General features: G+C 62.9%; 19 protein-coding genes. 15 read left to right on the forward strand and 4 right to left on the reverse strand.

Annotation, left to right across the window (positions count from 1 at the left end; genetic code table 11):
* The first annotated feature begins 330 nt into the window (after nt 1–330).
* Nucleotides 331–1,857: an esterase/lipase family protein gene (locus ACVOMB_RS01245; protein WP_481529575.1), complete on the forward strand. Its 1,527-nt coding sequence runs from the start codon at nt 331–333 to the stop codon at nt 1,855–1,857.
* 66 nt (nt 1,858–1,923) lie between these two features.
* Here the strand turns inward: ACVOMB_RS01245 and ACVOMB_RS01250 are convergent, their stop codons facing one another.
* Complete coding sequence (locus ACVOMB_RS01250) at nt 1,924–3,339, reverse strand: aminotransferase-like domain-containing protein (protein WP_481529576.1); 1,416 nt, start codon at nt 3,337–3,339, stop codon at nt 1,924–1,926.
* 217 nt (nt 3,340–3,556) lie between these two features.
* On the opposite strand from ACVOMB_RS01250, the gene ACVOMB_RS01255 reads away from it, so the two are divergent.
* The 13 genes from ACVOMB_RS01255 (at nt 3,557) to ACVOMB_RS01315 (ending at nt 16,791) form a co-directional block, all read left to right on the forward strand.
* The gene (locus tag ACVOMB_RS01255; RefSeq protein WP_481529577.1) at nt 3,557–4,849 is read left to right on the forward strand and encodes a hypothetical protein; all 1,293 of its coding nucleotides are present in this window, start codon (nt 3,557–3,559) and stop codon (nt 4,847–4,849) included.
* Complete coding sequence (locus ACVOMB_RS01260; RefSeq protein ID WP_481529578.1) at nt 4,849–5,805, forward strand: hydroxymethylglutaryl-CoA lyase; 957 nt, start codon at nt 4,849–4,851, stop codon at nt 5,803–5,805. Before ACVOMB_RS01255 ends, ACVOMB_RS01260 begins: the two co-directional genes overlap by 1 nt.
* A gap of 379 nt (nt 5,806–6,184) precedes the next feature.
* Nucleotides 6,185–6,691 (forward strand): RNA polymerase sigma factor, encoded by a 507-nt coding sequence (locus tag ACVOMB_RS01265; protein ID WP_481529579.1) that lies wholly within the window; start codon nt 6,185–6,187, stop codon nt 6,689–6,691.
* Nucleotides 6,692–6,799: 108 nt separating this feature from the next.
* Nucleotides 6,800–7,756 carry a FecR family protein gene (locus ACVOMB_RS01270; protein ID WP_481529580.1) on the forward strand — a complete coding sequence of 319 codons (957 nt, stop codon included), beginning with the start codon at nt 6,800–6,802 and terminating at the stop codon, nt 7,754–7,756.
* Between the two features lie 210 nt (nt 7,757–7,966).
* Complete coding sequence (locus ACVOMB_RS01275; protein WP_481529581.1) at nt 7,967–11,053, forward strand: TonB-dependent receptor; 3,087 nt, start codon at nt 7,967–7,969, stop codon at nt 11,051–11,053.
* Between the two features lie 90 nt (nt 11,054–11,143).
* A complete protein-coding gene (locus tag ACVOMB_RS01280) occupies nt 11,144–11,971 on the forward strand; it encodes a HupA family protein (protein WP_481529582.1) in 828 nt (275 codons plus the stop codon).
* Nucleotides 11,972–12,065: 94 nt separating this feature from the next.
* The gene (locus tag ACVOMB_RS01285) at nt 12,066–13,577 is read left to right on the forward strand and encodes a surface lipoprotein assembly modifier (protein ID WP_481529583.1); all 1,512 of its coding nucleotides are present in this window, start codon (nt 12,066–12,068) and stop codon (nt 13,575–13,577) included.
* 34 nt (nt 13,578–13,611) lie between these two features.
* Complete coding sequence (locus tag ACVOMB_RS01290; RefSeq protein WP_481529584.1) at nt 13,612–14,220, forward strand: biliverdin-producing heme oxygenase; 609 nt, start codon at nt 13,612–13,614, stop codon at nt 14,218–14,220.
* Nucleotides 14,220–14,591 carry a YbaN family protein gene (locus ACVOMB_RS01295; protein ID WP_481529585.1) on the forward strand — a complete coding sequence of 124 codons (372 nt, stop codon included), beginning with the start codon at nt 14,220–14,222 and terminating at the stop codon, nt 14,589–14,591. The genes ACVOMB_RS01290 and ACVOMB_RS01295 overlap by 1 nt, the downstream gene beginning before the upstream one ends.
* An 11-nt stretch (nt 14,592–14,602) precedes the next feature.
* Nucleotides 14,603–14,920: a hypothetical protein gene (locus ACVOMB_RS01300; RefSeq protein WP_481529586.1), complete on the forward strand. Its 318-nt coding sequence runs from the start codon at nt 14,603–14,605 to the stop codon at nt 14,918–14,920.
* Entirely contained in the window at nt 14,917–15,615 is a 699-nt protein-coding gene (gene exbB / locus ACVOMB_RS01305) for a tonB-system energizer ExbB (RefSeq protein ID WP_481529587.1), read from the forward strand. Before ACVOMB_RS01300 ends, exbB begins: the two co-directional genes overlap by 4 nt.
* Before the next feature lies 1 nt (nt 15,616).
* Nucleotides 15,617–16,039 (forward strand): TonB system transport protein ExbD, encoded by a 423-nt coding sequence (gene exbD, locus ACVOMB_RS01310; RefSeq protein WP_481529588.1) that lies wholly within the window; start codon nt 15,617–15,619, stop codon nt 16,037–16,039.
* Entirely contained in the window at nt 16,036–16,791 is a 756-nt protein-coding gene (locus tag ACVOMB_RS01315; protein ID WP_481529589.1) for an energy transducer TonB family protein, read from the forward strand. The genes exbD and ACVOMB_RS01315 overlap by 4 nt, the downstream gene beginning before the upstream one ends.
* 162 nt (nt 16,792–16,953) lie before the next feature.
* On the opposite strand, the gene ACVOMB_RS01320 is transcribed toward ACVOMB_RS01315, so the two are convergent.
* The 3 genes from ACVOMB_RS01320 to ACVOMB_RS01330 form a co-directional block, all read right to left on the reverse strand.
* Nucleotides 16,954–20,103, reverse strand: a complete 3,150-nt coding sequence (locus ACVOMB_RS01320; protein ID WP_481529590.1) for a TonB-dependent receptor — start codon at nt 20,101–20,103, stop codon at nt 16,954–16,956.
* A 77-nt stretch (nt 20,104–20,180) separates the two neighbouring features.
* Nucleotides 20,181–21,164, reverse strand: a complete 984-nt coding sequence (locus ACVOMB_RS01325) for a FecR domain-containing protein (protein WP_481529591.1) — start codon at nt 21,162–21,164, stop codon at nt 20,181–20,183.
* A 5-nt stretch (nt 21,165–21,169) separates the two neighbouring features.
* The gene (locus tag ACVOMB_RS01330; RefSeq protein ID WP_481529592.1) at nt 21,170–21,679 is read right to left on the reverse strand and encodes a sigma-70 family RNA polymerase sigma factor; all 510 of its coding nucleotides are present in this window, start codon (nt 21,677–21,679) and stop codon (nt 21,170–21,172) included.
* A 427-nt stretch (nt 21,680–22,106) separates the two neighbouring features.
* On the opposite strand from ACVOMB_RS01330, the gene ACVOMB_RS01335 reads away from it, so the two are divergent.
* Complete coding sequence (locus tag ACVOMB_RS01335) at nt 22,107–24,437, forward strand: TonB-dependent receptor (RefSeq protein ID WP_481529593.1); 2,331 nt, start codon at nt 22,107–22,109, stop codon at nt 24,435–24,437.
* Nucleotides 24,438–24,585 lie beyond the last annotated feature (148 nt).

The following is a 24,585-nucleotide window of genomic DNA, read 5'->3' on the forward strand; positions in this document are numbered from 1 at the left end:
ATCGATCGTAAGAGATACCCAGCCCGCCAAAACCACCTTGCCGCAGGTTGAAAGCAACACCGGCGAAACAGCCCTCAACCGCAATTCATCCGCAGCGCAAGCCAACGTTGTGGCAACTGCCTACCTCGATCAACTGATCCGCGCCATCCGCGGTGCAATGACGCTTGGCAATCAGTGCGTGCTGGCACAGCAGACATGCAAATGGCCTGCACGCCATGGCCACCGCTAATTCCACGTCAAGACGCCTGGACATGCACGCGCCGCCTCCCGATTCAAGACAAATCCCAAATATCCGTTCACCATCGCCCCCAGACCTCGCAGAGACAGGCCATGGAACGTATCGAACGCCCTTACTTCCCGATCATCTACGTGCGCGGCTACGCGATGACCCGCGATGAGATCGTCGAAACCACCTCCACGCCATTCATGGGCTTCGAGGCCGGCTCCACCAAGATGCGTCAGGCGCAGGACGGCAGCATCGTCAAGTTCGTGTTCGAGTCGCCATTGGTGCGCTTGATGAAGGACTACAACTACCGCGATGTCTACGAGTTCGGCGCCGAACGCCGCGACCGCATCTCACCACGCTGCATCGTCATCCACCGTTACTACGATCCGGCCGACCCGGCCTTCGGCGATGGCAAGACGCCATCCATCCCTGATGCCGCCGCCGCGCTGGGCAAACGCATCGAACAACTGCGCGACAGCATCTGCGGCAACAACGCGGCCATGCGCAAGGAGTTCCGCGTGTATCTGGTCGCCCATTCGATGGGCGGGCTGATCTGCCGCTGCCTGCTGCAGAACCCGGACGTGGCCAGCGCCGAAGTGCGGGCGATGGTCGACAAGGCCTTCACCTATGCCACGCCGCACAACGGCATCGAGGTCGGCGGCATCAACCTGCCGAACCTGCTGTCGATCAACGATATGAACAATTTCAACCGCAGCAACATGGGCAAGTACCTGAAGGTGCCCAGCGACAAGGTCAACACGCTTGGCAACTCCGGCTTCCCGCCAGAGCGGCTGTTCTGCCTGATCGGCACCAACGCCCGCGACTACGCCGCCGCGCACGGGCTTTCGTCCTTTGCCGTCGGTGCGCTCAGCGATGGACTGGTACGCATCGCCAACGCCTATGTGGAAGGCTCACCGCGGGCCTTCGTCAACCGCAGTCATAGCGGCTACTTTGGCATCGTCAATTCCGAGGAGGGTTACCAGAACCTGGTGCGCTTCCTGTTCGGCGACACCTGCGCGACCGCGCAACTGGATATCAGTGCCCTGCCCTTCCCACCGGAGATCGAGGCCGCACGCAAGCGTGGCAAGAAGATTGAATCCTCGTATTACATCGAGGCCACCGTTGCCCCGCGCGGCGCTTATACCTACGAACTGACCTCGCGCACCCAGGCCAACCAATGCGCCATCCGCCGCGAGTACGGCGACATATTCGATGCGCAGGGCAACCTGCTGAAGGACAAGCGCTCGACCGTGCTGTTCTCGGTATTCCTGGACAGCAGCAAGATCCTGGCCGGCAGCGAGATCGCCTTCTCGATCGACCTGGCGGTCAGCAACGCCGGCTACCAGGTGGATGGGGCGTTGTTCCTGAAAAACCATATTCCCGGCGAGTACCTGTTCCGCAACACCTTGGTGGTGTTCGCCAAACCCGACGATGCAGGCGGCTGGCGCCTGCGTTATGTCTGGAGTGATGACCAATGGGCGGGAGGCCCCAAGAATGAGGCCGAACTGGATACTGCCCGCACCAAGGCCATCGGCATCAACCAGCAGACACCGAACATCTTCGCGATACCACTGCAGTCAGCCAAAGGCTTCAACGCCGAGTTGAAGCTTTCGCTATCTGACTGGCGCTGAGTTTCCGCCATGTCTCACTGTGCTGGGCGCTCCGCTAGCGGCAGCTCCCAGTTCCTCGCCCCATCATCAAGCCAACGCCGCGGCCTGATCCAACTCCTCACGTATGCTGTCAATGAATACGCTGTCGTTCAAATACGCGACGTTCAAGCGTGTCCACGGCGATACCTGCTCAGAATCGACGTTGAAGAACGCGCCTGGTGCCAGTACAACGCCGCGTGCCAGCAAGCGCGCGGTCAGCGAGCGGGTATCGTCGATGCCATCGAAACGTGCCCATAGGTACAGGCTTTGCTCCGGCGTGGCATAGACGGTTGCATCCAACCGATTCAGCACCTCCAGCCCTTCCGCGGTGGCAGCGCGTACCCGGTCCTGCAAGCGCCCGACATGGCGCAGGAAATTGCCTTCGCGCAAGATCGCCTCGAGCACGCGCTCGCCGTACTCGCTGCTGCCGATATGCAGCAGCATCTTCAGGTCCGCCAACTCTTCAATGTGCGCGTTCTCACCTGCGATGAAGCCACTGCGCAATGCCGCTGAAACCGACTTCGAAAAGCTACCGACGTATAGCGTATTCCTGAACTGCGACAACGAAGACAGGCGAAATGCGGAGTTCGGCTTGAAATCCGCCATTGCGTCGTTCTCGACAATCAGCACGTTGTGTGCAGCCGCCAACTCCAGCAGGCGCTTACCGACTTCTGGCGATACATCAGTACCGGTCGGATTGTGCGCGGTGGTCTGCATGAAGAAAACGCGTGCCTTGCTGGTCTGCAACGCCGCCTCGAACTCAGCCAGATCGGGACCATCTATACGGCGTGTGATTGCAACCGTTTTTGCGCCCTGCAGCTGTAGCTTGCCGAACAACGGGTAGTAGCCCGGCTGCTCAACCAGCACTGTATCGCCGGGAGCAACATAGCGTCGGATGATCAGGTCCAGTGCATGGTTTGCACCGAAGGTTGTCACCAGCTGGCGCGACCCAAGTTCCATGCCATGCATGGCCATGCGCCGGATCAACTGCTGCCGCAACGGCAGATAGCCGTAGCGATTGCCGTACCGGAACAAGCTACCGATGCCACTGCGTGCGACCTGCCGATGGAAGCGATCAAGGCGCATATAGGTCAACCAATCAACAGGCGGGAAGCCTTCGGCAAGATGTGACCGCCCCGGCTCACGAATGGCCTGCTGACGCATCATCCACAAGGTATCGATGACCCTGCTGTAGCCAACCGGCTCCTCATCGACGTCACGCTCCGGTGGCGTTTCTACGCCTCGTACAAAGAACCCCTTGCCGTGCTGCGCCTCGACCAGCGCTCGCTCACCAAGCAAGTCAAACGCCGATATCACCGTGTTCTTCGAGTAGCCATTCAAGCGTGCGTACTCGCGCAACGAAGGCAGCTTGTCTCCGGGCTTCAGCACACCGGCCAGAATCTGGCGGCCGATGTCCATGGCAACTTTTTCCGCTAATGAAATCTTCCGTGGTTCAGAGCGCATAAAAATCCATACAAAATTCTTCGGGCGCTCACTGTATCTACGCGTCACGGCACCCTGTAAAGAGCATAAATAGACATTTTGATATGAACTGGCGGATACGATTCAGTGCAGCTGCTGTCCAAAAAAACTGTACCTTTCGCCCGCGCTCTTCAGAGCACATTGTGTCGCGCACTTTGCGCAATGCTCGACAGCAGTCAGTCGACCGGGGCACCCATCGTTGAACGCAACTCATGCACATTCAATACGCGCAACGTCGTCCCAGTTCGCGTCAGCTGAAGCACACATTCCGCGCGACTCAAGCGATGGCATCGGACTGAACGAAGCTGCGGGAGCGTGGCCGGTTGGCCCTGTTGGTAGCTACACGTCCGCGTGTGATAGTCACCATCGCGCCTTTTACCCCCCAATCACCTTCATCGACAAACTACTGATCAACGGCACCAATCTTCGCGCACCCGTGGCGGAGCTTCATCCTGGACAAGCTCGCATCCTCCAGAGCATCGCCGAACTTGCGCACTTCACTGGCGGGTTCCGTGTCTTTGGCACCAGTCCGTTGGTGCGTGTATGCATCCAGTTAGGTTCGATCCGCGATGTCTACAACGCTCGCCTGCATGTACTGCAACTACGCAAGCAGCTGATAGGCCTCGTCAATACAATGAACCCGACGCTCGTTTCACGGGGCGGCGGCTGCAAGGACATTGAGGCGCGGGTGCGCACAGCCAGTGACACGAGTGCGTATCTGGAGATCACAGTGATTGCCGAAATCACTGACCAATCCGATGGCTTTACCTTTGACGTCTTGCTTGCGGAACTGGCGCCGCTGATGGAGCAGCTGACCGATGGTGCAAAGAGCAGCACCACCAGCATCGATATTGCCTATCGCCAGTTGCTGTGCGCACAGGTGACGCTCGACCCGAACGGCTTCTCGCTTGCAGCCGCGTCAGGCCAGGCCTTGGCTGGGCGCATCGTTGAACTACACGATTTCACCTGCATGGCCAGGGAGCGCATCAGCGAACGCAATGCAGATGTTCTGGCAACGGCGAATTCCATGCTTGGCACTACTGGTTCTGCAAGCGGCAGCACTGACAGTGGGCGAAACACGTGGACGGCACACGACGATCATGCTGTACCGTTGGCCACCTGGTACCGCGACCATCAGGGACATCTTGCTGGCAGGATCTCCCTGCCAGTACTGACTGAACGGGTAGGTCAGCCTGGTGCTTTGGCGGCAAGCGCCTCGGCACAAACGTCCGCTACAACCACTGTCCAGTGCACAGCACTACTCAGCCCTGCCATCGCCGCTATCGGTTTGGCACAGAGTCTGGCCAACCTGCATGCACACGCAGGCGAGGCGATCGCGCAAGGAAATCCCGGTCAACATGCACACGATCTTGCATTGCTGGCCGGTGCTCGCGGCAGCGAAGTCGTTCACGTAGTGAGGGCTCTGATATCCGCGCGGAGCATCCGTGGTGATCTGGCGATCGCTACGCTCGACAAGCTGCGAGGGCGCTGATGGACAGCCAGGATGAAGTACAGGAAGACCGTGTCCGCATCATCGAAATTGGCGCGCGTAGAGGCCTTGAAAGCCAGGCCAAAGTATTGCCAGCCGTTGTCCGCATGAACCTGATCGAATTGCTGGAATCGGCGGGCATCAGGGAAGTTGAACTGGGCTCTTTCACCTCACCTCGCTGGGTGCCGCAGATGGCCGATACCGCAGCAGTATGCGCACTACTGGGGCCACCGCCGCGTGATCGCATCCGCTCGGTGCTGGTCCCTGATATGAAGGGGCTGGAGCTGGCAATCGCCAACGGCTGCCGTGATATCACCATCGCGTCGGCTGCATCGGATGCTTATTGCCGTGCCAGCATCAACTGCAACCTCACTGAGAGCCTGCGCCGTGCCGATGAAATCACCGGGCACGCGCTGGCTGTCGGCGTCCAGGTCCGAGCCATACTGGCGACGATCATCCATTGCCCGTTCAGTGGCGCGGTGGCGACTACGGAGGTCACTCGTATCGTCCGCGCGTTCAGCGATATGGGTTGCCGCGAAATCAGCCTGTGCGATACCACCGGCACCGGCACCCCAGCCTCGATCGGCGTTCTGCTACGCGCCTGTGCCAGCGAAGTGCCAATGCACCGCTTGGCCGCACATTTCCATGACACCTTTGGCCTGGCCATCGCCAATGTCATCGAAGCATTGGAGCACGGCGTGCGTGCGTTCGACGGCGCCATTTCCGGGCTTGGCGGTGACAGCCATGCACCGGGTGCAGCCGGCAGCCTTGCCACCGAAGATCTGGTCTATCTGTTCTCCAAGCTTGGAATCAACTGCAATGTCGATATCGATGGCCTGCTGCTGGCTGCAGACTACATCGACTGCGTGCTTGAACGCAGGACCGAGTCGCGCGCGGGGCGTGCGTTGCGCGCCAGAAACGGCCAGTGGAAGGACACCGCTGTGGCCTGGAAGGGTTGAACCCTGCCGCACGTGTTCACGGCAACGCACTGCCATGCAACTTGGCGCTGGCCGCGGCCTAGCTTGACGCCCTAATTCCCACGACGGCGGGATAGCCGTGGCTCTGGCTTCAGCCGCCGCCGGTGCTGCTTGGAACAGTGTCGGATCAAGCGCGTGACTGACACGCCACTCCCATTGAAAGTAAGATGTGCCGGTCAGCGAGCATAGCGGCCAGCCGACCACCCCGTGCCGGCGCTGAGCGCCGTGGAGAGATCCCCATGCCGCTGCCGTCGAATCCCTGGTCATGCTGGCCGAAGCGGCAACGCCATGCGCCTGCACTCCTCCGCACCACGCCTGCCTGCATGTCACGGCTGCATGCCGCAACCGGCTGCCGGCACTGATGACTGCGCCCAGCTCGCGCCTGATTGATGCCTTCCTCGGCCTGTACAGCGAGTTGAAGCGGCACCTGCGGCGGCGTACTGGCGACAACACCCGTGCCGATGAGGTCATGCAGGAAACCTATCTGCGCCTGCTTGAGACCGACAACCGTCAGCAGCAGGAGCAGATCCGCGACCAGCGCGCCTTCATTTTCCGCGTCGCCGGCAACCTCGCCATCGACGTGGCGCGGCGCGAACAGCGCGCTGGCGGTAGCGGTGAACCCGACCCGCAGCACGCCGACCCCTTTGCCAACCCGGAACGCAATGCAATCGCCCAGGACCGCCTGCAACAACTCGATACTGCCTTGCGCGAGCTGCCGCCCAATGCGCGCTTGGCCCTGCTGCTGTTCCGCGTCGACGGCCTGTCACATGCACTGATCGCGCGCCGCCTTGGCGTATCGGAGAGCATGGTGGCCAAATACCTGGCGCAGGCACTACGGCATTGCCGGGACCGCCTGGGTCCGTCCTGAGAGCGAAGATGAGAGGTGATCGTTGCAGCCACTGCAACTTTGGCCTTGGCGAAACGTCTTATGGGTAGGTAATCCCCTCTCTCAGCGCAGCCCGATAGCCACGCCACGATGTTCGACCGCTTCCGATCCCGGAACAACGCGCTCAATGATGAATCCCTCCAGTGGGTGATCCGTCTTGGCGCACGACCGTCCGCAGCCGATCGCAAGGCATTCGAGCGTTGGTGCCAACGCTCCCCGGCCCATGCCGAGGCGGCGCGGCAGGCGTTCGCGCTGCTCGACGAGGTCGGCAACACCGCGCTTGCGGGCGAGCACCGTCATTGGGTGCAGGCACTGACACCCGCGCCACGTCGGGTCAGCCGCCGTGCTGTGTTGGCTGGCGGGCTGTCGGCGGCAGCGCTGGCCGGCGTGGTCGGCACCGGTCTGCTGGGACCGGTCAGCGGCGTGCTCGCCGACCACAGCACCCGCATCGGCCAGCGGCGGCAGGCGTCGCTTGGCGACGGATCGACGGCCTGGCTCAACAGCGAGAGCGCGTTCTCGCAGACATTTTCCAACGTCCGCCGCACCGTCTCGGTGGCCGCCGGTGAACTGTTGTTCGATGTCGCGCCCGACCCGCAGCGGCCCTTCGTGATCGAGAGCCGCGATGGCAGCGTCCATTGCGGTGTCGGTCGCTTTGCCTTGCACCGCGAGCCACACCGCAGCACGCTGACCGTGGTCTCCGGCCTGGCCGAACTGCGCAACCGAACCGGCGCCAGTATCGAAATGATCCCCAACCAGCGCGTTGCCTTCAGCGCTGATGTACTTGGCAAAGCCGAGAACGTCGATGCGGGTGCGTTGACTGCCTGGGTGCGCGGCAAGCTGATCTTCAACCAGCAGAGCGTTGCCGCCATTGCAGGCGAGCTGCAGCGCTATGTGCCGGGACGTATCGTCGTCATTGGCGAGCCATTACAGCAACTACAGCTCACCGGCGTGTTCGAGCTGGACGACATCAATGCATTGCTGCGCAACATCGCTGCACTGGCCAGGGCGGAACTGATCCGTCTGCCGCTGCTGACCTTGATCCGCTGAGCCACTGAGCCACTGAGCCACTGAGCCAACGGCAAGCGCTGTAACCCTGCATCAGCCGCAACAGGCAGGTACACAAAGGGCCAGGGAAAAAAATTTGCTGCTGACGCTGCAAGTTTCGCCCGCGACGGCCGTCTATAGGAATGAGACTTATTCTCATAAAGTCAACGCCGGTACATCCGCGCGTCCTCTTCCTATTTCCCCGTCGGATCCATGAGCCCTTCCAGCCCTCCTCGTCGTTCTTCGCGACTGCCCGCCCTGCTCGCCGTCAGCATCGCCCTGGCACTCAACGCACCGCTACATGCCGCCGCGCAGAGCAGCAGCGCCAATGGCCCCACCCAAAGCGTCGCATTCGATCTCCCCGCTCAGCCCTTGGACAGCGCGCTGACGCGCCTGGCCGACCAAGGCGGCGTGCGCATCCTGTTTGTCTCCAGCGACGTCGGCGGGCTGCAGGGTGCGGCCATCAAAGGCCAACTCAGCGCCGCACAAGCGCTGGATCAACTGCTGGCCGGCAGCGGACTGGCCTGGCAATGGCGCGAACCCGGCACCGCCGTGGTGACACGCAGCAGCGCCGCTGCCACCGGCGCGAGCACCCCCATCGTCACCGGCACCCTGAGTGTGACCGGCCAGCAAGGCATCGAGGCCACCGGCGCGCAACGCGATCTGCGTGGCCAGGACGACGTCTACGATCTGGACTTGTCGACGGCGTATCTCGGCCGCACCGAAATCGAGCGCTACAAGGGCGCAACGCCCTCAGACCTGCTCAATGGCGTCGCCGGCGTGTTCAGTGGCGATGCGCGCAACAGCGGCGCGCTCGATGTGAACATCCGTGGTGTGCAGGGACCGGGGCGAGTGCCGGTCACCATCGATGGTACCGAACAGGCGGTTACCGCCTGGCGCGGCTACAACGGCATCGGCAACCGCAACTACGTCGATCCCAACCTGATCGGCGGCATGCAGATCTTCAAGGGCCCGTCGCTGACCCGCAACGTCACCACCGGCATCGGCGGCGGCGTGGTGATCAAGACACTGGACGTTGACGACGTGGTGCCGGAAGGCGAATCGTTCGGCGGCGAGTTCAAGATCGAAGGCAGCAGCAACGCGGTCGCTCCGCGCCTGCCGGGCAAGCTGTACACCGGCATGAACCACCGCGACGTGCCGGAACTGGCCACCGGCAGCCCGGCCAACGACCCGACCCTGCGCGTGCAACCGCACACCGGTGGCGGCGGTTACAACGTCTTCGATGGCGAGGACCACGCCTATCGGCTGGCCCTGGGCTGGAAGTCGGACACGCTGAGCCTGTTCGGCGCCTACGCCTACCGCGACCGTGGCAACTACTTCGCCGGCAAGCGCGGCGCCGGCTACTACTCACAGCCGGTGGAGAACATCGGCGCCGGCGACTACATCATCACCATGGCTAGCCGCCTGCGTCCGGGCGACGAGGTCACCAATACCTCCAGCCAGATGGAATCATGGCTGTTCAAAGCCACCTGGAACCCTACGCCCGACCAGGTGCTGCGCTTCGGCTACCGCGACACGCTGTCGCACTACGGCGAGATCATGCCGTCGCGCATCAACCGTACCGCGCTCGGCCTGCCGCAGTGGTCACTGAGCCGGGTCGATTCCACCGCCTACAACCTGGAATACAAGTGGCAGCCGCAGGGCAGCCGCTGGATCGACCTGTACGCCAACCTGTGGCGCACCGATACCGACAGCAACGCCAACACCGCAGGCAGCTACCCGAACTACTGGAATGCGGTGACCCAGCCGATCGTCATGAACGGCGCGCTGGATGATTCCACCAATACCCGCAACGGCCTGACCCTGAGCAATCTGTTCCGGCTCAGCGATACGCTGGACCTGACCGTCGGCGGCGATTTCCAGCATGAGAAGCTGCGCTCGCATGATGCCTACATCGGTCCCTCGGCGGCCTGGCGCATGTTCCCGCGCGCCGGCCGCCGCGAAGAATGGAACGCCAACTTCAACTTTGAATGGCGTCCGGCAGATTTCCTCAAGATCAATGCTGGCGCCCGCTACTCCTCGTACTGGGCGTACGACGATTTCCTCGCTGACCACCCAAACAAGTTCCTGGGCTCGGTATCCGGCTATCAGGCCACCTACCAGACCATGTCTGCGGAGGAGCGCAGCAATGCCGAGGCACAGAACCGCAATATCTACCAACTGTGCACGGCGATGCCGTTTTACTGCCAGATCTTCAACATTCCGGTGGGGATAAGCGAAGCGGACTTCGTCGCCGCCAACATCAAACATGCTGCCAAACAGAACACCATCGAATGGCTCCCTGACGCCCAAGGTAGATTCCACCGCGCAGACAACCCCTGCAGCAACGGCGCGCTGGCCGGCGTAGCCGATCTATTCGAGGGCGGAAACTGCAGGATCGGCAACACCGCCAACCCGATCGCTTCCAGCTACGCAGTGGCAAAGAAGCGACGTGATGGCGGCTGGGCACCGTCGCTTACCGTTACCGGCTTGTTCTCGGACTACAGCCGCGCCTATCTCAGCTACAACGAGGCACTGCGCTACCCGAACATGTTCGAGAGCGTGATCGCCTTCGGTGCCAGCGTCAGCCCGTTCCGCGACCTGAAGCCCGAGCACACCTACAGCTACGAGCTGGGCTATATTCAGGAACTTGGGCATCTGCTGGGCGATGACACGATCGCCGACGTCAAGCTCAGCTACTACCACCGCCGCACCGACGACCTGGTCGAGCGCGACAACAACTTCCTGTTCCGCAACATCGACAAACAGCTCGTGCAGGGCGTTGAGTTCCAGGGCCGCTACGACAATGGCCGCTTCTTCACTGACCTCGCCGTGGCGCACACGCTGAAGAACGAGGTCTGCGATGAGCACACCGCCATCACCATCGACCCCAATGTCGCCGGCACACCCACCTGCGTCGATCAGGGCTTCATCGGCAGTTGGCTGCTGACCCAGGCCTCGCCGGAGACCTCGGCCAATTGGTCGCTGGGCGGGCGCTTCCTGGACAAGCGGCTGGAACTTGGCGGGCGCGTCGTCTATTACCAGCGCCGCAAATCCAACCGCGACCTTGAGGCATTTGCCGCCGTCACCAACCAGAACCTTGCCGTGTTCAACGTGCCGTTCTCCTGGGACACCACCTGGCTGTTCGACGCCTATGCCAGCTACCGCCTCAACGACACCGTGCAGTTGGAGCTGATCGGCACCAACCTCACCAACCGCTACTACGCCGACCCGGCCACCCGCTCGCTGCTACCCGCGCCTGGTCGCACGCTGAAGCTGAGCGTGACCGCGCGGTTCTGATTTTCCCGTAGCAACAAGGAGTCCACCGCAACCCGAACCATCACTGCAGTTCAGCTTTTTTCCCCTCATTACATCAAGAGAAACATGATCATGAAAATGCACAAGCGCATCTCCCAGCTCGCCCTCGCGCTGACCGTGGTTTCCGTGGCGGGCACCGCCGCGGCTGCCAATATCGTCGGCACCCAGTCCACGGGGACCGGTGCGTCGTACATCACGGTCGGCGCGTCACAGGTACCGTTCGGCCCGCATACCGCCGGCATCTCCGGCGTCGGCATTTCCAGCTATGCCGGCGGCGCCAAGGTCGACTTCCAGGGCCTGACGCCTTCCAGCGCCGCCACCGCGCTGACTCCGAGCATGACCGTCTACCGCCTGCACGACCCGATCACTCCCGGCACCCCGGGCAACCCGAACGACCCGGCACACTTTGGCCTGGGTAGTTTCAGCTTCGTCAAAGTTGGCAGTGGCGATGTCTGGTTCGGCGAATGGTCGACCAATGGCAATACCGGCAGCCCCACCTACCAGAACCGTCAGGTCTATTACGTCGGTGACAAGACCGGCTATACCGCCGCCACCGGTACCGCGGTTGGCTACACGCTGACCGGTCTGCATCAGTACGGTGCCAACACCCACCTGACCGGCAGCCTGACCGCCAACTTCAGCAGCCGCACCTTCCACGGTGACCTGTCGATCGGCGCAACGCAGATCCGTCTGGGCAGCAGTGGCAGCCAGATCGCGTTCGACACCAACGGTCATTTTGATGCAGCCAACGCCGGCCAATGGGTGATCCCAGGCAACGTCGTGTTCGCCACCGGTGCGGTGAAGGGCGACTTCTTCGGTGCGGGCGCGGCAGCCGTCGCCGGCATTGTCGATTTCGACAATCCCGCCATGAAGATCGCCTGGGGCGGCACCAAGAACTGACGGATAAGCCTGTCCGTCAAACGCTGTAATTCGACTGCTACCGGCAAGGACCAGCCAGCGTCCGCCAATCCTTGCCTCCCTCGATGGCCATTGCATGCATTCTCGTTCTTCAACCGGTCGCCGACGCCGACCCGCCTTCGCGCTTCCCGCCGCACTGCTGCTGGCCGGATTGTTGCTGCCCGTCGCGAGTTCCGCACAGGAGCAGGCTGATACCCGCCGCCTGCTTGACCAGCACATCGACCAACAGGCGCAGGCCCGCGAGCGCGAGCTACTCAAGGACGAACTGGATGCCGAGCGCCCGGCGTTGACCATTGACGGCCAGCGCCACGTGATCGGCCACAACATCGACGACGTCGGCCGCGCCCTGTACCTGGCGCTGCAACAGCGGCAGTGGAACCTGGCGGCGCATTTCCTCAACGAATACCTGACCCTGCCCGACCACGACAAACTACTGGTGCACTACGCACAGGGCGGCTTGCTGCGCATGCAGGGCAAGCACGCGCAGGCGATCGCCGAGTACCGCGCCCTGCTCGCCCTGCAGCCGGACTTCATGCCGGCACAGCTGGAACTGGCCCGCACCTTGTTTGAAGACCAGCAGGATCGCGAAGCCGATGCGCTGTTCGCCGACGTCGGCACCAGCATTGACGCCAACGACCCGAAAACCGAGGGCGTGCGCACCACCATCGCCAGCTTCCGCCAGGCCCTGGCCCAGCGCGAGCGCTGGAGCGGCTCCTACGCGGCCGGCCCCAGCTGGACCGACAACGCCAACCGCACCTCGGCCAGTCGTACCTGCCTGTTGCTGCTGATCACCGGCGACTGCCTGATCGAGCGCAAATTGCCCGACGCCATCACTGCCACCGGCATTGACTACGACGCCACCCTCAACAAACGCCACGCACTGCGCGGCCACCATGGCGTCTACCTGCGCGCAATCGCTTTTGGACAGAACTACCGCGACAACAGCGCCTACAACGAGCTCAATGCCGCGCTGCAAGCTGGCTACAGCTTCCGCAGTGCGCGCCACACGGTGGCGCTGGCACCTTCGTTCGATTACTACGCGCTGGGCATTAGCGCCTTGTTTGGCGCACCGGGCGTGCATGCCGAATGGAGCTGGACGCCGGGTCGGCTATCGATGCTGAAGCTGGAAGCCGACTGGAAGGACCTTCGCTATCGACAGCGCGATTACGCGCTCAATCTCGACGGCGTGCAGCGCACCGCCTCGGCCACCTACTTCCGCAGCCTCGGCAGCCATTGGATGGCCTTTGGCGGCATCGATGCACTGGACAGCGATTCGCGCGACCGCAGCAACAGCTATCGCTCGACAGGTGCGCGTATTGGCGCGTCACTGCAGTGGCCGGAAGGCTTCAGCCACACCTTGTTCGCCTCCTATCGCCGCCGTAGTTACGACCTCTACAGCCCAATGCTCGGCGTCCGCCGCGATGACGACGAACGCAACTACACGCTGATCATCAAGGCCAATCGTCTGGCCTTCGCCGGCTTCACGCCCTTGCTGAGCCTTCGTTACAACGTGGTGTCCAGCAATGTCGACTGGCTCTACAGCTATGACCGCAGCACCGCCAGCCTGAAGCTGGAACGCAGTTTCTGACCCCCACCACTTCCTGCACTACCGGGAATTGCATATGAAAGAGAACAGCACCGTCATTTCACGCAGCCAGCAGCTCAAGGCCGCCACCCATAACACCCACGACAGCCTGGACAAGCGGGTCATGGCAGCGGACATCTTTGCAAGCCGCGACAGCTTCGCGCGCTTCCTGCGCGTGCAGTACCGCTTCCACCGCGATATTGATGCGCTCTACGCCCATCAAGGGCTGCTGGCATTGATTCCTGACCTTGCCGAGCGCCGACGCCTGCCGAAGATCGCGCGCGATCTGCAGGATCTGGGCAGCGATATTCCAGCGCACAGCACGCCACTGGTGGACACTGACATCGCCCTGTCCAATGCCTTGGGTTGGCTGTACGTTGCCGAAGGCTCCAACCTCGGTGGCACCGTGCTTTTCAAATTGGCGCGCGACCGACTGCAGCTGCACGCTGACTTCGGTGCACGCCACCTGGCCGCGCATGCCGACGGCGCCGCGCGCCACTGGCGCAGCTTCACCGCCGCGCTGGATGCGGCGCCACTGGCGGCCGAACAGGAAGCCTTGGTGGTGGAAGGTGCACGCGAGGCGTTCCAGAGCGTGCGCGGCTACGTCGAAGACGAGCTTCATACCGACCCGGTGCCGGTGCCCTGATGCGTTGGCTATGGTTCTGCGCGGGCTGCTGGATGCTGGCACTTGGGATTATCGGCGCACTGCTGCCGGTGATGCCCACCACCATCTTCCTGATCCTGGCGCTGGCCTGCTTCGCGCGTTCCTCGCCACGGCTGGAGCGCTACCTGCTGCAACACCCACGCTACGGCCACAGTCTGCGCCTATGGCGAGAACAGGGGGCAGTCAGCGCCAAAGGCAAAGCCTTTGCCGGCGCTGGTATGGCTGTGGGTTACCTGATTTTCTTCTGCACGGCGCATCCCGGCTGGAAGCTGGCGCTGGGCATCGGTCTGTTCTTCATCGTCAGCGCCTGCTACGTGCTGTCGCGTCCCGCACCGCGTGCGCTCATCCACTGAGGATACCGATCATGCCCCTGACAACTCCGAGCAATTTTCCGCTGCCAGTCCGCAACATCCACTCGGCGATACTGCGCGGCGCCGGCATCCGGGTGACCTCGGCACGGATTGCCACCCTGCGTCTGGCACCGCTGGTACTGGCCGCACACGGCCGTCTCAGCCCGCAGCTGTTGCATGCCGCGTCCTTGGAACAAGGCGGCATGCATGTCTCCACCAGCGCCTTCTACAACACCTTGTCGGCGCTGGGTGCAGCTGGTTTGCTGCCATCGCTCCAGCAAACAGACATGCCGTCGGCAGCCGACCGCGCGACTATCCAGGAGCACGCATGACGACCAATTTGCCCAGCAATCTCAGCCCGTGGCAAATGTTTCTGCATGCCGACTGGGTGGTACAGACGGTGATGATCGGCTTGGCGATTGCCTCACTGGCAACGTGGACGGTGCTGGTGGCCAAGCGCCGGCAGCTGCAGCACGAGGCGCGCAGCATGCAGAACGCACGCAGCGCGCTCGCGTTGGCGGAGAACCTGCCTGCGGCATTGGCGACGCCGGCACAGGAAAGCAGCATCGCTTCAGCCTTGCTAGCCGAGGCACAGGACGAGTTGCAACGCTCGCCGAACGCTGGCAATACCGATGGCATCAAGGAGCGCGTCGGCTCGCGCCTGCAGCGCATCGAGCTCGCGCATGCTCGCCGGCTGCGCAGCGGCACCGGGTTGTTGGCGACCATCGGTGCCACTGCGCCCTTCGTCGGGCTGTTCGGCACGGTGTGGGGCATCATGAACAGCTTTGTCGGCATTGCCCAGGCCAACACCACCAATCTGGCCGTAGTCGCGCCGGGTATCGCCGAGGCCTTGCTGGCCACGGCCCTTGGGCTGGTCGCGGCAATTCCCGCCGTGGTTATCTACAACCACCTGAGCCGGCAACTGGCGGCGCTGCGTGGTGACAGCGGCGACCTATCGGCCAGCGTGCAGCAGCTGGTCTCGCGCGACCTCGACCACCGCGCCGCCGTTGCGCGCGGAGCGCGCTGAGATGGCGATAAGGATCGACGAGCAGGATGAACTCCCCGACGAAAACCACGAGATCAATGTCACCCCCTTCATCGACGTGATGCTGGTGCTGTTGATCATCTTCATGGTCGCCGCACCATTGGCGACCGTTGATGTCGCGGTCGACCTGCCGGCGTCAACCGCGCAACCGCAGCCGCATCCCGATGAACCGGTATACCTGACCGTACAGCAGGATCTGTCGCTGCGACTGAATCAGGACGCGGTCAGCGCGACCGTGCTGCCAGCAGCGCTCGACACGCTCACCGCCGGCAACCACGACCAACGCATCTTCGTGCGCGCCGACAAGGGCGTCGCCTACGGCGACCTGATGGACACCTTGAACAGCCTGCGTGCTGCCGGCTATCTCAAAGTCGCACTAGTCGGCCTGGAGCAATCCGCACCATGAAGCCGCCATCGCGCATGCCCGGTGGCCCACGCTGGGGCCGCAGCCTGTGCATCGTGCTTGGCGTGCATGCACTGGCTGTGGGCGGCGCAGTTTTCTGGTCATCGCGATCTCCACCGCTGGCCCCGCCATCGCCACCAGAAGCGGTGATGGTGGACATGGCACCACTGGCGAGCGCACCACCTGCGCCACCGACCGATCTGGCGCCGGGCCCGCCGCAACAGCAGCACGAAGCGCAGCCAGCGCAGGCGAATGCAGCAACGACTGCCGCTGAGGTTCCGCCTTCGCCCGTCCAGGCAGAGGACACGGCGCTGCCACCGCCGGCGCCCGACCAGCTCGAACAGACGCAAACGTCAGCCGCAAGCGCCGAAGTACAGCAAGCAAGTGCGCCACCCAGCGTGCAGGCGCCCAGCAGCAACCAGTACAGCGCCCGGCAATCATCGTCCGGGGTGGTAAACCCGTCGCAGGCAAACTGGCAGGCGCGTGTATTGGCGCATCTGGAGCGCCATAAGCGATACCCGCGCGCCGCACAGCGCCGTCGCAGCGAAGGCGTGAGCCTGGTCGAGTACGCGGTAGACCGCATGGGCGGCGTGCAGTGGGCGCGGCTGGCCCGTAGCAGCGGCAATGCCTTGCTGGACGGCGAAGCACTTGCCGCCGTACAGCGCGCCAGCCCGTTGCCGTCTCCACCGGATGAAGTCCAAGGCGACCCCGTGCAGATCACCACGCCAGTGGAATTCTTCATTCGCAGACAATAGCTGCGTGGATGCTCCACGCCAGCCCGCTCTCCGGCTTGCTGCGTGCACATCGCCGCGTCCTTGTTGGCAATTGTTCGCAGCGGAAGTGAAGAAGCCCGCTCGGAGTCACTTCCGAGCGGGCTTCTTCGTTGCACGCGGCGCGCTCAAGCATGCCGCATTGGATCAGAACCGATAGTTGAAGCTCGCCTTCAGCGTGCGGCCCGGTGCCAGCATGGAGGACCGGGTCAAGGGATCGATGTAGTAGAGGTTGCCCAGATTGGTACCGACCACTTCGACCGTCGCGCGGTCATTCAGGCGCAGCGTCGCATAGGCATCGTAGGTGGTGATCCGACCCCATTGCAGCGGCGTGTTGAGGTAATAGGAGATCGTTGCCGACTGGTTGCCGTAGTTGTCCTTGAACACACTTTCCTGCGGCGCGTGGTGAACGATGCGGCTGCCCAGCTCCAGCTTGCCGTCGAACAGACGCGTGCCTACCGTCCAGTTGAAGGTGTAGCGCGGGATCGCCATGGTTACCAGGTAGCCACCGACGAAGCCGGTTTCCACGCAGTTGGAGACGCCGCCGGTGTTGTCCAGCAACATCGCGGTGTGCTCATCGCAGACACGGTTTTCCAGGTTCCAGGCACCGCTGATGTCGGTGAAGAAGCGACCGTTGTCGAAGCGACCCTGCACCTCGACGCCGCGAATGGTCTGCTCGTCGATATTGGAGAAAGTCAGCTGCGGGCTGCGCTCGATCACGTCGCGGGTGCGGTGGTGGTAGTAGGCGATCTTCAGGTCCGCCAGCGGATTGCCATCCAGCATCTGGCCGAAGTCCTGCACCCACGACAACTCGGTATTGAAAGCATGTTCCGGCTTCAGGCCGTAGCTGTCCTGGATGCTGGAGAAGCCAATGGTGCTTTCAAACAAGGCCGGGAAGCGGCGCACCTGGCTGTGACGCAGATAGACGCGGCTGTGCTCGCTGAACTCATAGGTCGCAGCGAACGAAGGCACCCAGCCGGCACCGCGCTGCCTGCGGGCGGTGTTGTCGACGGTGGCAAAGGGAATCAGCTCGCCATTGACGCTCTGGCCCGGATAGGGCCCATCGGACCAGCACTTGCTGCTGCCGCTCAGCACCACATTGGAAAAATCGATGCTGCCATTGATGCACGGGTTGTCGGCGCGGTTGTAGCGGCCCTGGCCATCGTGCTTCCACAGCATTTCGTTGTTGGCGGTGTAGGTGGTGCGATTGCGGATATCGTCGAGGCTGGGGTTGAGTACTTCGGCGACAAACTGCTCGCGCGTAAAGCCAAGGAAATCCTGGTAGAAGGACCACTGGCTTTCCACCAGGCTGGTCATCTGCTCGATCGAGGTATCGATCTCGGCCTGGGTGTAATGCTCCAGCGTGCTCCACTTCATCACCCGGCCCGAGGACTCCTGGCTGCTGGTCGGCAGCACGCCGGCACGCTGCTGGCGGGCGAGGAATTCGTCGAACGACTGCCAGTTCTGGTAGCGCACGCCGGCGCTGAGCAGCAGCTTGTCGATCGGCCGCCACTCGAACAACGCACTCAGATCGTACTCACGACGCCAGCCAGCCCGCGGCTTGCCACGCCAATAGCCGGTGATCTCCGGATCGTTGTAGGCGTCCTTGGAGCTGAGGGTTTCCTTCTGCAGGTTGCCCCCGACCGTCAGGTCCAGTTCGTCGCTCAGCTGCATTTTGTTGTCGAACGAGAAACCCGTACGCGCATTTTTGCCGTTGGCTACCGCGGTATTGCGGAAGTGGTCCGGGGTGACATAGACCTTGTCGACGTCGTTGTACCAATTCATGCGATCGTTGGGCAGACCGCCGCTGCTGTAGGTCGCGCTGTCCGTATCGGTACGCCAGAGGTTAGCGCGCAGGTCTACCCAGTCCAGGCCCGGGCGCCACTTGTATTCCAGGTTCACCGAGCGCGCATCCACCTGGCTCAGCGGCCACTGCGGGATGCCGTCGATGACGGTGCTGGCCCACTGGATGCGCGAGGGCATGATCTCGCCGTAACGCGACTGCGTGTCACGTACGTTGAGCTGCAGCACCTGGCTGTCGCTCAAGCGCCAGGTGCCCTTGACCAACCACGACTCCATGCGGCTGGATGAGTTCAGGATCTCCGAGCCCGGCACATAGACCTTGGCCAGGTAAGGAACATAGTCCCAGCTATTGGTGGGCGCGTTGTCATAGAACGAGCTGCCATGCTTGCCGGCGAAGTGGTTGCCCTTCTCGCGGAAGGCGTAGGCCGCCATCAGGTCGAAGTTGTCCTTGCGCAGACCCAAGGCCAGGCGCCATGCCTGATCATTGCCGAAGCTGCCGCTGCCACTGGTGCGTGGATGCTGGTACAGGGTCGGGTCATAGAAATTGACCGGACTGGTCGGGAAGCCAGGCACGCTGCCCACCGGCTTACCGGTCAACAAAGTCGGCAACTTCGGATCGATGGCGTTGTCGCTGGCCTCCATCTTCAGCTCGCCGCCGAAGCTCTCGCCTTCCAGCAGGATGTCGTCCACATCCAGCGTCTTGATCTGCACCGCGCCGCCCACCGAAGTGTTGGCACCACGCAGCATCGCCGGACCCTTGATGACCTGCATGCCGCCGATCAGGCTGGGATCGATGTAGTTGCGATTGTTGGCGCCCATGTAGCCGCGCCAGACCGTCAGCGCCTGCTCGGTGCCATCGATGGTCAGCGGCACCCGGCCCGGACCCTGGATACCGCGGATGTTCGGGTCCAGCGCGCCGCTGTTGCGGGCGTCGCCGCTGTAGACGTTGACCATGCCTTTGAAGATGTCGGCAGGTGCAGCGCCTTTATAGCGCTCGATCTGCTCGCGCCCGGCGTACACGGTGGACAGGTCGAGATCATAGACATCGTCGTAGCCGCGCTGGTCGCGCTCGATGCCGGTGGGATCGGCCGAGCGCTCACCACCGACACGCAGCGTGCCGATCACTACGGCGTCGCTGTCGGCACCGGCCACGCGCTGGATGCTCCACGCGCCCGGGCTGACTTCGCGTGCCGTCAGGTCCGTGCCCTGCAGCAGGCGCGCAAGCGCTGCGCGCACCGTATAGCGGCCCTGCAAAGCGGGCGCGGAGCGGCCCGCGGCCAACGCCGGGTCATAGCTCAACGAAACACCGGCGGCGGTCGCAGTGTCATTCAATGCCCGCGCCAATGGCGCGGCCGGAAGATTGAAGCTCACATTGCTTTCGCCAACAGCGGTTGCGCCGTTCTGGGCATGGGCCAGCTGTGGCAATGGCAGCGAAAGCGCGACCAGGCAGGCAAGCGCCAGCGAGGTGCGGACAACAGGGGGACGCGAAGACATGGCAGGGTCCGTGACAGAAGGAATTGAAAGGGTTCACTTCCTTGCCCGGCCAACCGGCAAAAAGGGACATCCCGGTCTCAGGCGGGTTCGACCATCACCCACAAGCGACTGCGGTAGCGCACGCGCAGCGGAAACCCCGCCTGCAGCAGGGCGAGCACCGTATCGGTGTCGTCCAGCTGGAATACACCGGATACCAGCAGATTGGCGATATCCGGATCACAGCGCACTACACCGGTGCGGTAACGCGCCAGCTCGGACAGCAGTTCGCCCAGCGGCATGGCATCGGCGTGCAGCACGCCTTGTACCCAGGCCAGACTGTTGCGCTGTAGCGCAGTGGCTGGGCCAATGCCTGCTGCGTTGAAGATCGCCTGTTGGCCTGCGCTCACCACTTGCGTGACATCGCCACGATCGCCGAGGCGGATCCGCACCGCGCCCTGCTCCACCGCCACGCGCGCATGGTCATCCCACATCCGCACGGCGAAGCGCGCGCCCATGGCGAGCAATTGCGCGTTACGCAGCTGCAGCAGCAACGGCCGCGCTGGAAGGCGATCATCGGATGCCGTTTGTAGCAGCAGTTCGCCACGCAGCAGTTGCACTTGCCGCACAGTCTCATTGAAGGTGACAGCGATCCGCGTATCGGTGTTGAGCTGCAGTTCGCTGCCGTCTTCAAGCCGCAACGCGCTGCGCTCGCCGATGGCGGTGCTGCTGTCCGCAACAAGATGCTGCCAAGGCTCGCGCTGCCAGGCCAGGCGCGCCAAGGGCGCACCAAGCATCATTCCCACGATTGCCGCCAACGCTGCGCGGCGGCCCTGCAGAGTACGGCGAGCTTGCTGCAAGGGCGCACTGCCTACCGCACCAGGCACATCGTCGAGCAGGCCAGTCAAGCGCTCCGCGCGTTGCCAGGCACGCGCATGCATATCGTTGCTGGACAGCCAGCGCTGCCAGGCCGCGTGCTCCTTGGCATCGAGCTCGCCTTCGCGGAAACGCAGCAGCCATTCGGCCGCTGCGTGCAGCACGGGTGCGGGAATGGGCGTGTCGGTCCTGGCCAAGGGTTCCCGCATACGGATCAGTCCATCGCCTCGAGGCAGGCCGCAAGCGCCAGCACGATGTCGCGCTTGATGGTGCGCTCGGTGACGCCCATGCGCTCGGCGATCACCGCATAGGTAAGCCCATCCAACTGCGACAACAAGAAGGCCTCACGTGCCCGCGCCGGCAATGCATCCAGCATGCGGTCGATGCGCAGCAGCGCCTCCAGCGCGATCTGTCGCTGTTCCTCATCAGGCACCAAGCACTCAGGCAGGCTTGCCAGCACCTCCAGCCATGCCCGCTCCAGCGCGCGGCGTTGCCACAGGTTGATGACCAGCCCATTGGCAATGCGGGTCAGGTAGGCGCGCGGCTGCTCCAGCGCTGGCAGCTGCGGCTTCTGCAGCAGGCGCACGAAGGTATCCTGCGCCAGATCCGCCGCCGCCTCGTCCGCGGACATGCGTCGCCGCAGCCACTGCAGCAACCACCCATGGTGCGCGACATACAGGCCCTGCAGGGAATCAGGCGCCGGTGCCGGCGAAGCGTTGGCCATGGGTAAATATTGCGAATAGGAATCAATATCATCCGATAAGTTGGGGGTTGCGCGCAAACCCGGCTTGCTGTCCGGCAGCGGCAACAACGGGTCCCATCCAGCGAAGTGACCCGACGTACCGGCCATGCCTGGCTCCCTCGGGAGCTTCGGGAGCTTCGGGCGCTTCGGGAGCTTCGGGCGCTTCGGGCGCTTCGGGCGCTTCGGGCGCTTCGGGCGCTTCGCGGCAATGGTGGCGGAACGGGCGAGCAGGTTTCCTATCGTCTCGAATCAGGCTTGCTACCCCTGAGTGCACGGCAACACCGCGCCAACGATCTCCCCGGCAAACACCGCACCTACGGAGTACGCCGCACCCGGCCGGGCAGTGGATTGGCTCTCGCTTTTCCTTAAATGATATATTATAACATTCCAATTTCTACGGGGATGATCCATGCGTCAACACGTACTTGCGGCCGCCGTGCTGCTCGTTGTCCAGAGCGCCTATGCCGCGGACGACACCACCCTGCCCACCATCAAGGTCCGCGCAGACAAGACTTCAAAGATCGACAGCATCGTTGTCGTCGAGAACTCACAGACGCAGAACCGCACCCTGGGCGGCATGCTGGAGCACGTGCCGGGCGTGCAGAACAGCGCGTTCGGCCCGAACGCCGGCGCGCCCGTCATCCGCAGCCTGAGCGGCAACCGCGTGCAGGTGCTGGAAGATGGCCAGTCCATCCTCGGCATGAACGCACTCAGCGGCGACATCGCCATTCCGTTCGATCCGTTGTTCGTACGCAGCATCAGCGTCAACAAGTCTTCGGACAGCGTCCGCCATGGCGGCAATGCGATCGGCGGCAGCGTCGATGTCGACTCCGGCATCATCTCCACCAAGATGGAGGAGAAGGATCAGGAGATGGAGCTGGTGCTCCGGCAGGGCTTCAATGCTGCCGACGCGCAGGGCTTCCGGATGAATTTCAACAACCAGCGCAATCTCTCGACCAACCTGCAGATGTCACACCAGCGCATCTCGCACTACGACATCCCCGGCAACAGCAAGGCCAGTGTCTGCGACAGCCGGTTGTTTCCGGCCGGCGGTGGGGTCAACAGCGGCCTGGCTGACAGCTGCCAGAAAGAAGCCCGAATCCAGCAGGTCTACAACAAGGCATCGCAGCCCTACATCGACCAGTTCATGACCGAAAACCCGGACTGGGCGGACGGCAGCTTCTCCTTCTATACCAACAACCCTTCATCGGTCTGGCAGGGCAAGACCTACGTGAATCCGGCAAACCCGGACTATGTGGCCGGCACGCCTTCGTATGTGCAGAACAAGATCAACCGCGACGTCACCCCGAACTACCGCGGCACCTTGGGCAACAGCTACTTCCGCAACTCACACCTTGCCGCCGGCAGCACCTACTTCTTCGACCGCGGCTACGTCGGCATCAGCATCGACGCCAAGGACAGCGACTACGGGGTGCCGGGATTCTCGATGGAGAACCTGTCCTTCGGCTCCGACCATAGCCAGGGCCGCCCGGTTGGCGTCGTGCTCAAACAGACCAAGTACGCGCTGCAGGCCAATGTGTTGGATCCGCTTCCGCTGTTTGAGAGCGCGGATCTGCGCGTGTCGCAGCTGAGCAATACCTCGGCAGAACAACTGGGGACTAGCAAGGCCAACGAGTACCAGTTCGATAGCTACCAGGCCGAAGTGCTGCTGGCACAGCGCCGCGCCGGTCCGCTCAGTGGCCTGCTCGGGCTCAGCCAGCGCACGCGCGATATCAGCGGCAGCGGCGCGTTGCGCTACCTGCCCGATGTGCAGAGCGTGACCAATGCGGTGTTCCTGAAACAGAGCCTCGACTTTGATGGTGCGTCGGTCGATGCCGGGTTTCGCCACGAGCGCGTGGATCATGACATCCGCAGCAGCGCCTTCAAGACCTCACGCAACTCGGCCAACTCAAAGCTGGAGGACAGATCGTTCACGCTCAACAGCTACAACCTCGGAGCGCTTGTCGAGCTCGGCAGCCGACTCAGTGCCAAGGCCCGCTACTCGTCTTCGCAACGGGCGCCTGAGGTCAATGAGCTGTACGCCAGCAACGCCCACTACTCGATCATGACCCAGGAAGAAGGCAACCAGAACCTGAAACCCGAGCGGGCCAGGAATGCCGAATTCGCCCTGCTGTTCAACAACCGTGGCTTCGACATGTCCGTGACCGGCTATGTCATGAAGTACGAGAACTTCCTCTACCAAGGCCACTCCGGCTTGCAGACTGCCAACCGCCTGCCCTTGAAATACTGGAAGCAGACCGACACCACGGTGAAGGGCTTTGAGATCGATGTTTCCCAAGTGGTGGAGCTCGGCCGCTACGGCACGCTGAACCTTTCCGCCTTCTCCGATCTGGTGAAGAACCAGGCGGACCACCCGGATTCGCTGCGCGCGCACAACGACGGGCAATACCTGCCCAACATGCCAACCAATCGCTATGGCGCGAACATTGCCTGGCAGAAGGGCAACTGGAAGGCCGGCGTCTCCAGCACTTACTACGACAAGCAGAAGTACCTGGGAAAGAATGTCAGCGAGGAAATCCCGCTGGATGGCTTCAATATGCTCGACATGCAGGTAAGCCGGCGCTTCCAGCCCCGTGGTGGCTACATCAGCGCGATCGAGGTGTTCCTCAATGGCTCAAACCTGCTCGACGCCGAGGCCCGCCCGCACAACTCACCGTTGAAGTACATCGCGCCCTTGCCGGGCCGTGCATTCCAGCTTGGCGTGCGCATCTCCCTCTGAGTGCCCACTACATCCGAGTAGCTCAAAAGCACGAAGGACAACTTCAGCCACCTCATAACCAATGACGCACAGGGCCAGGCCTGCTGCAAGGCCTGGCCCTGTGCGTCCGGATGTCGCCTGAGCACACGCCGGCACGCAGTGTGCAGTC

The sequence above is a fragment of the Stenotrophomonas sp. STEN018 genome, from assembly GCF_056760235.1.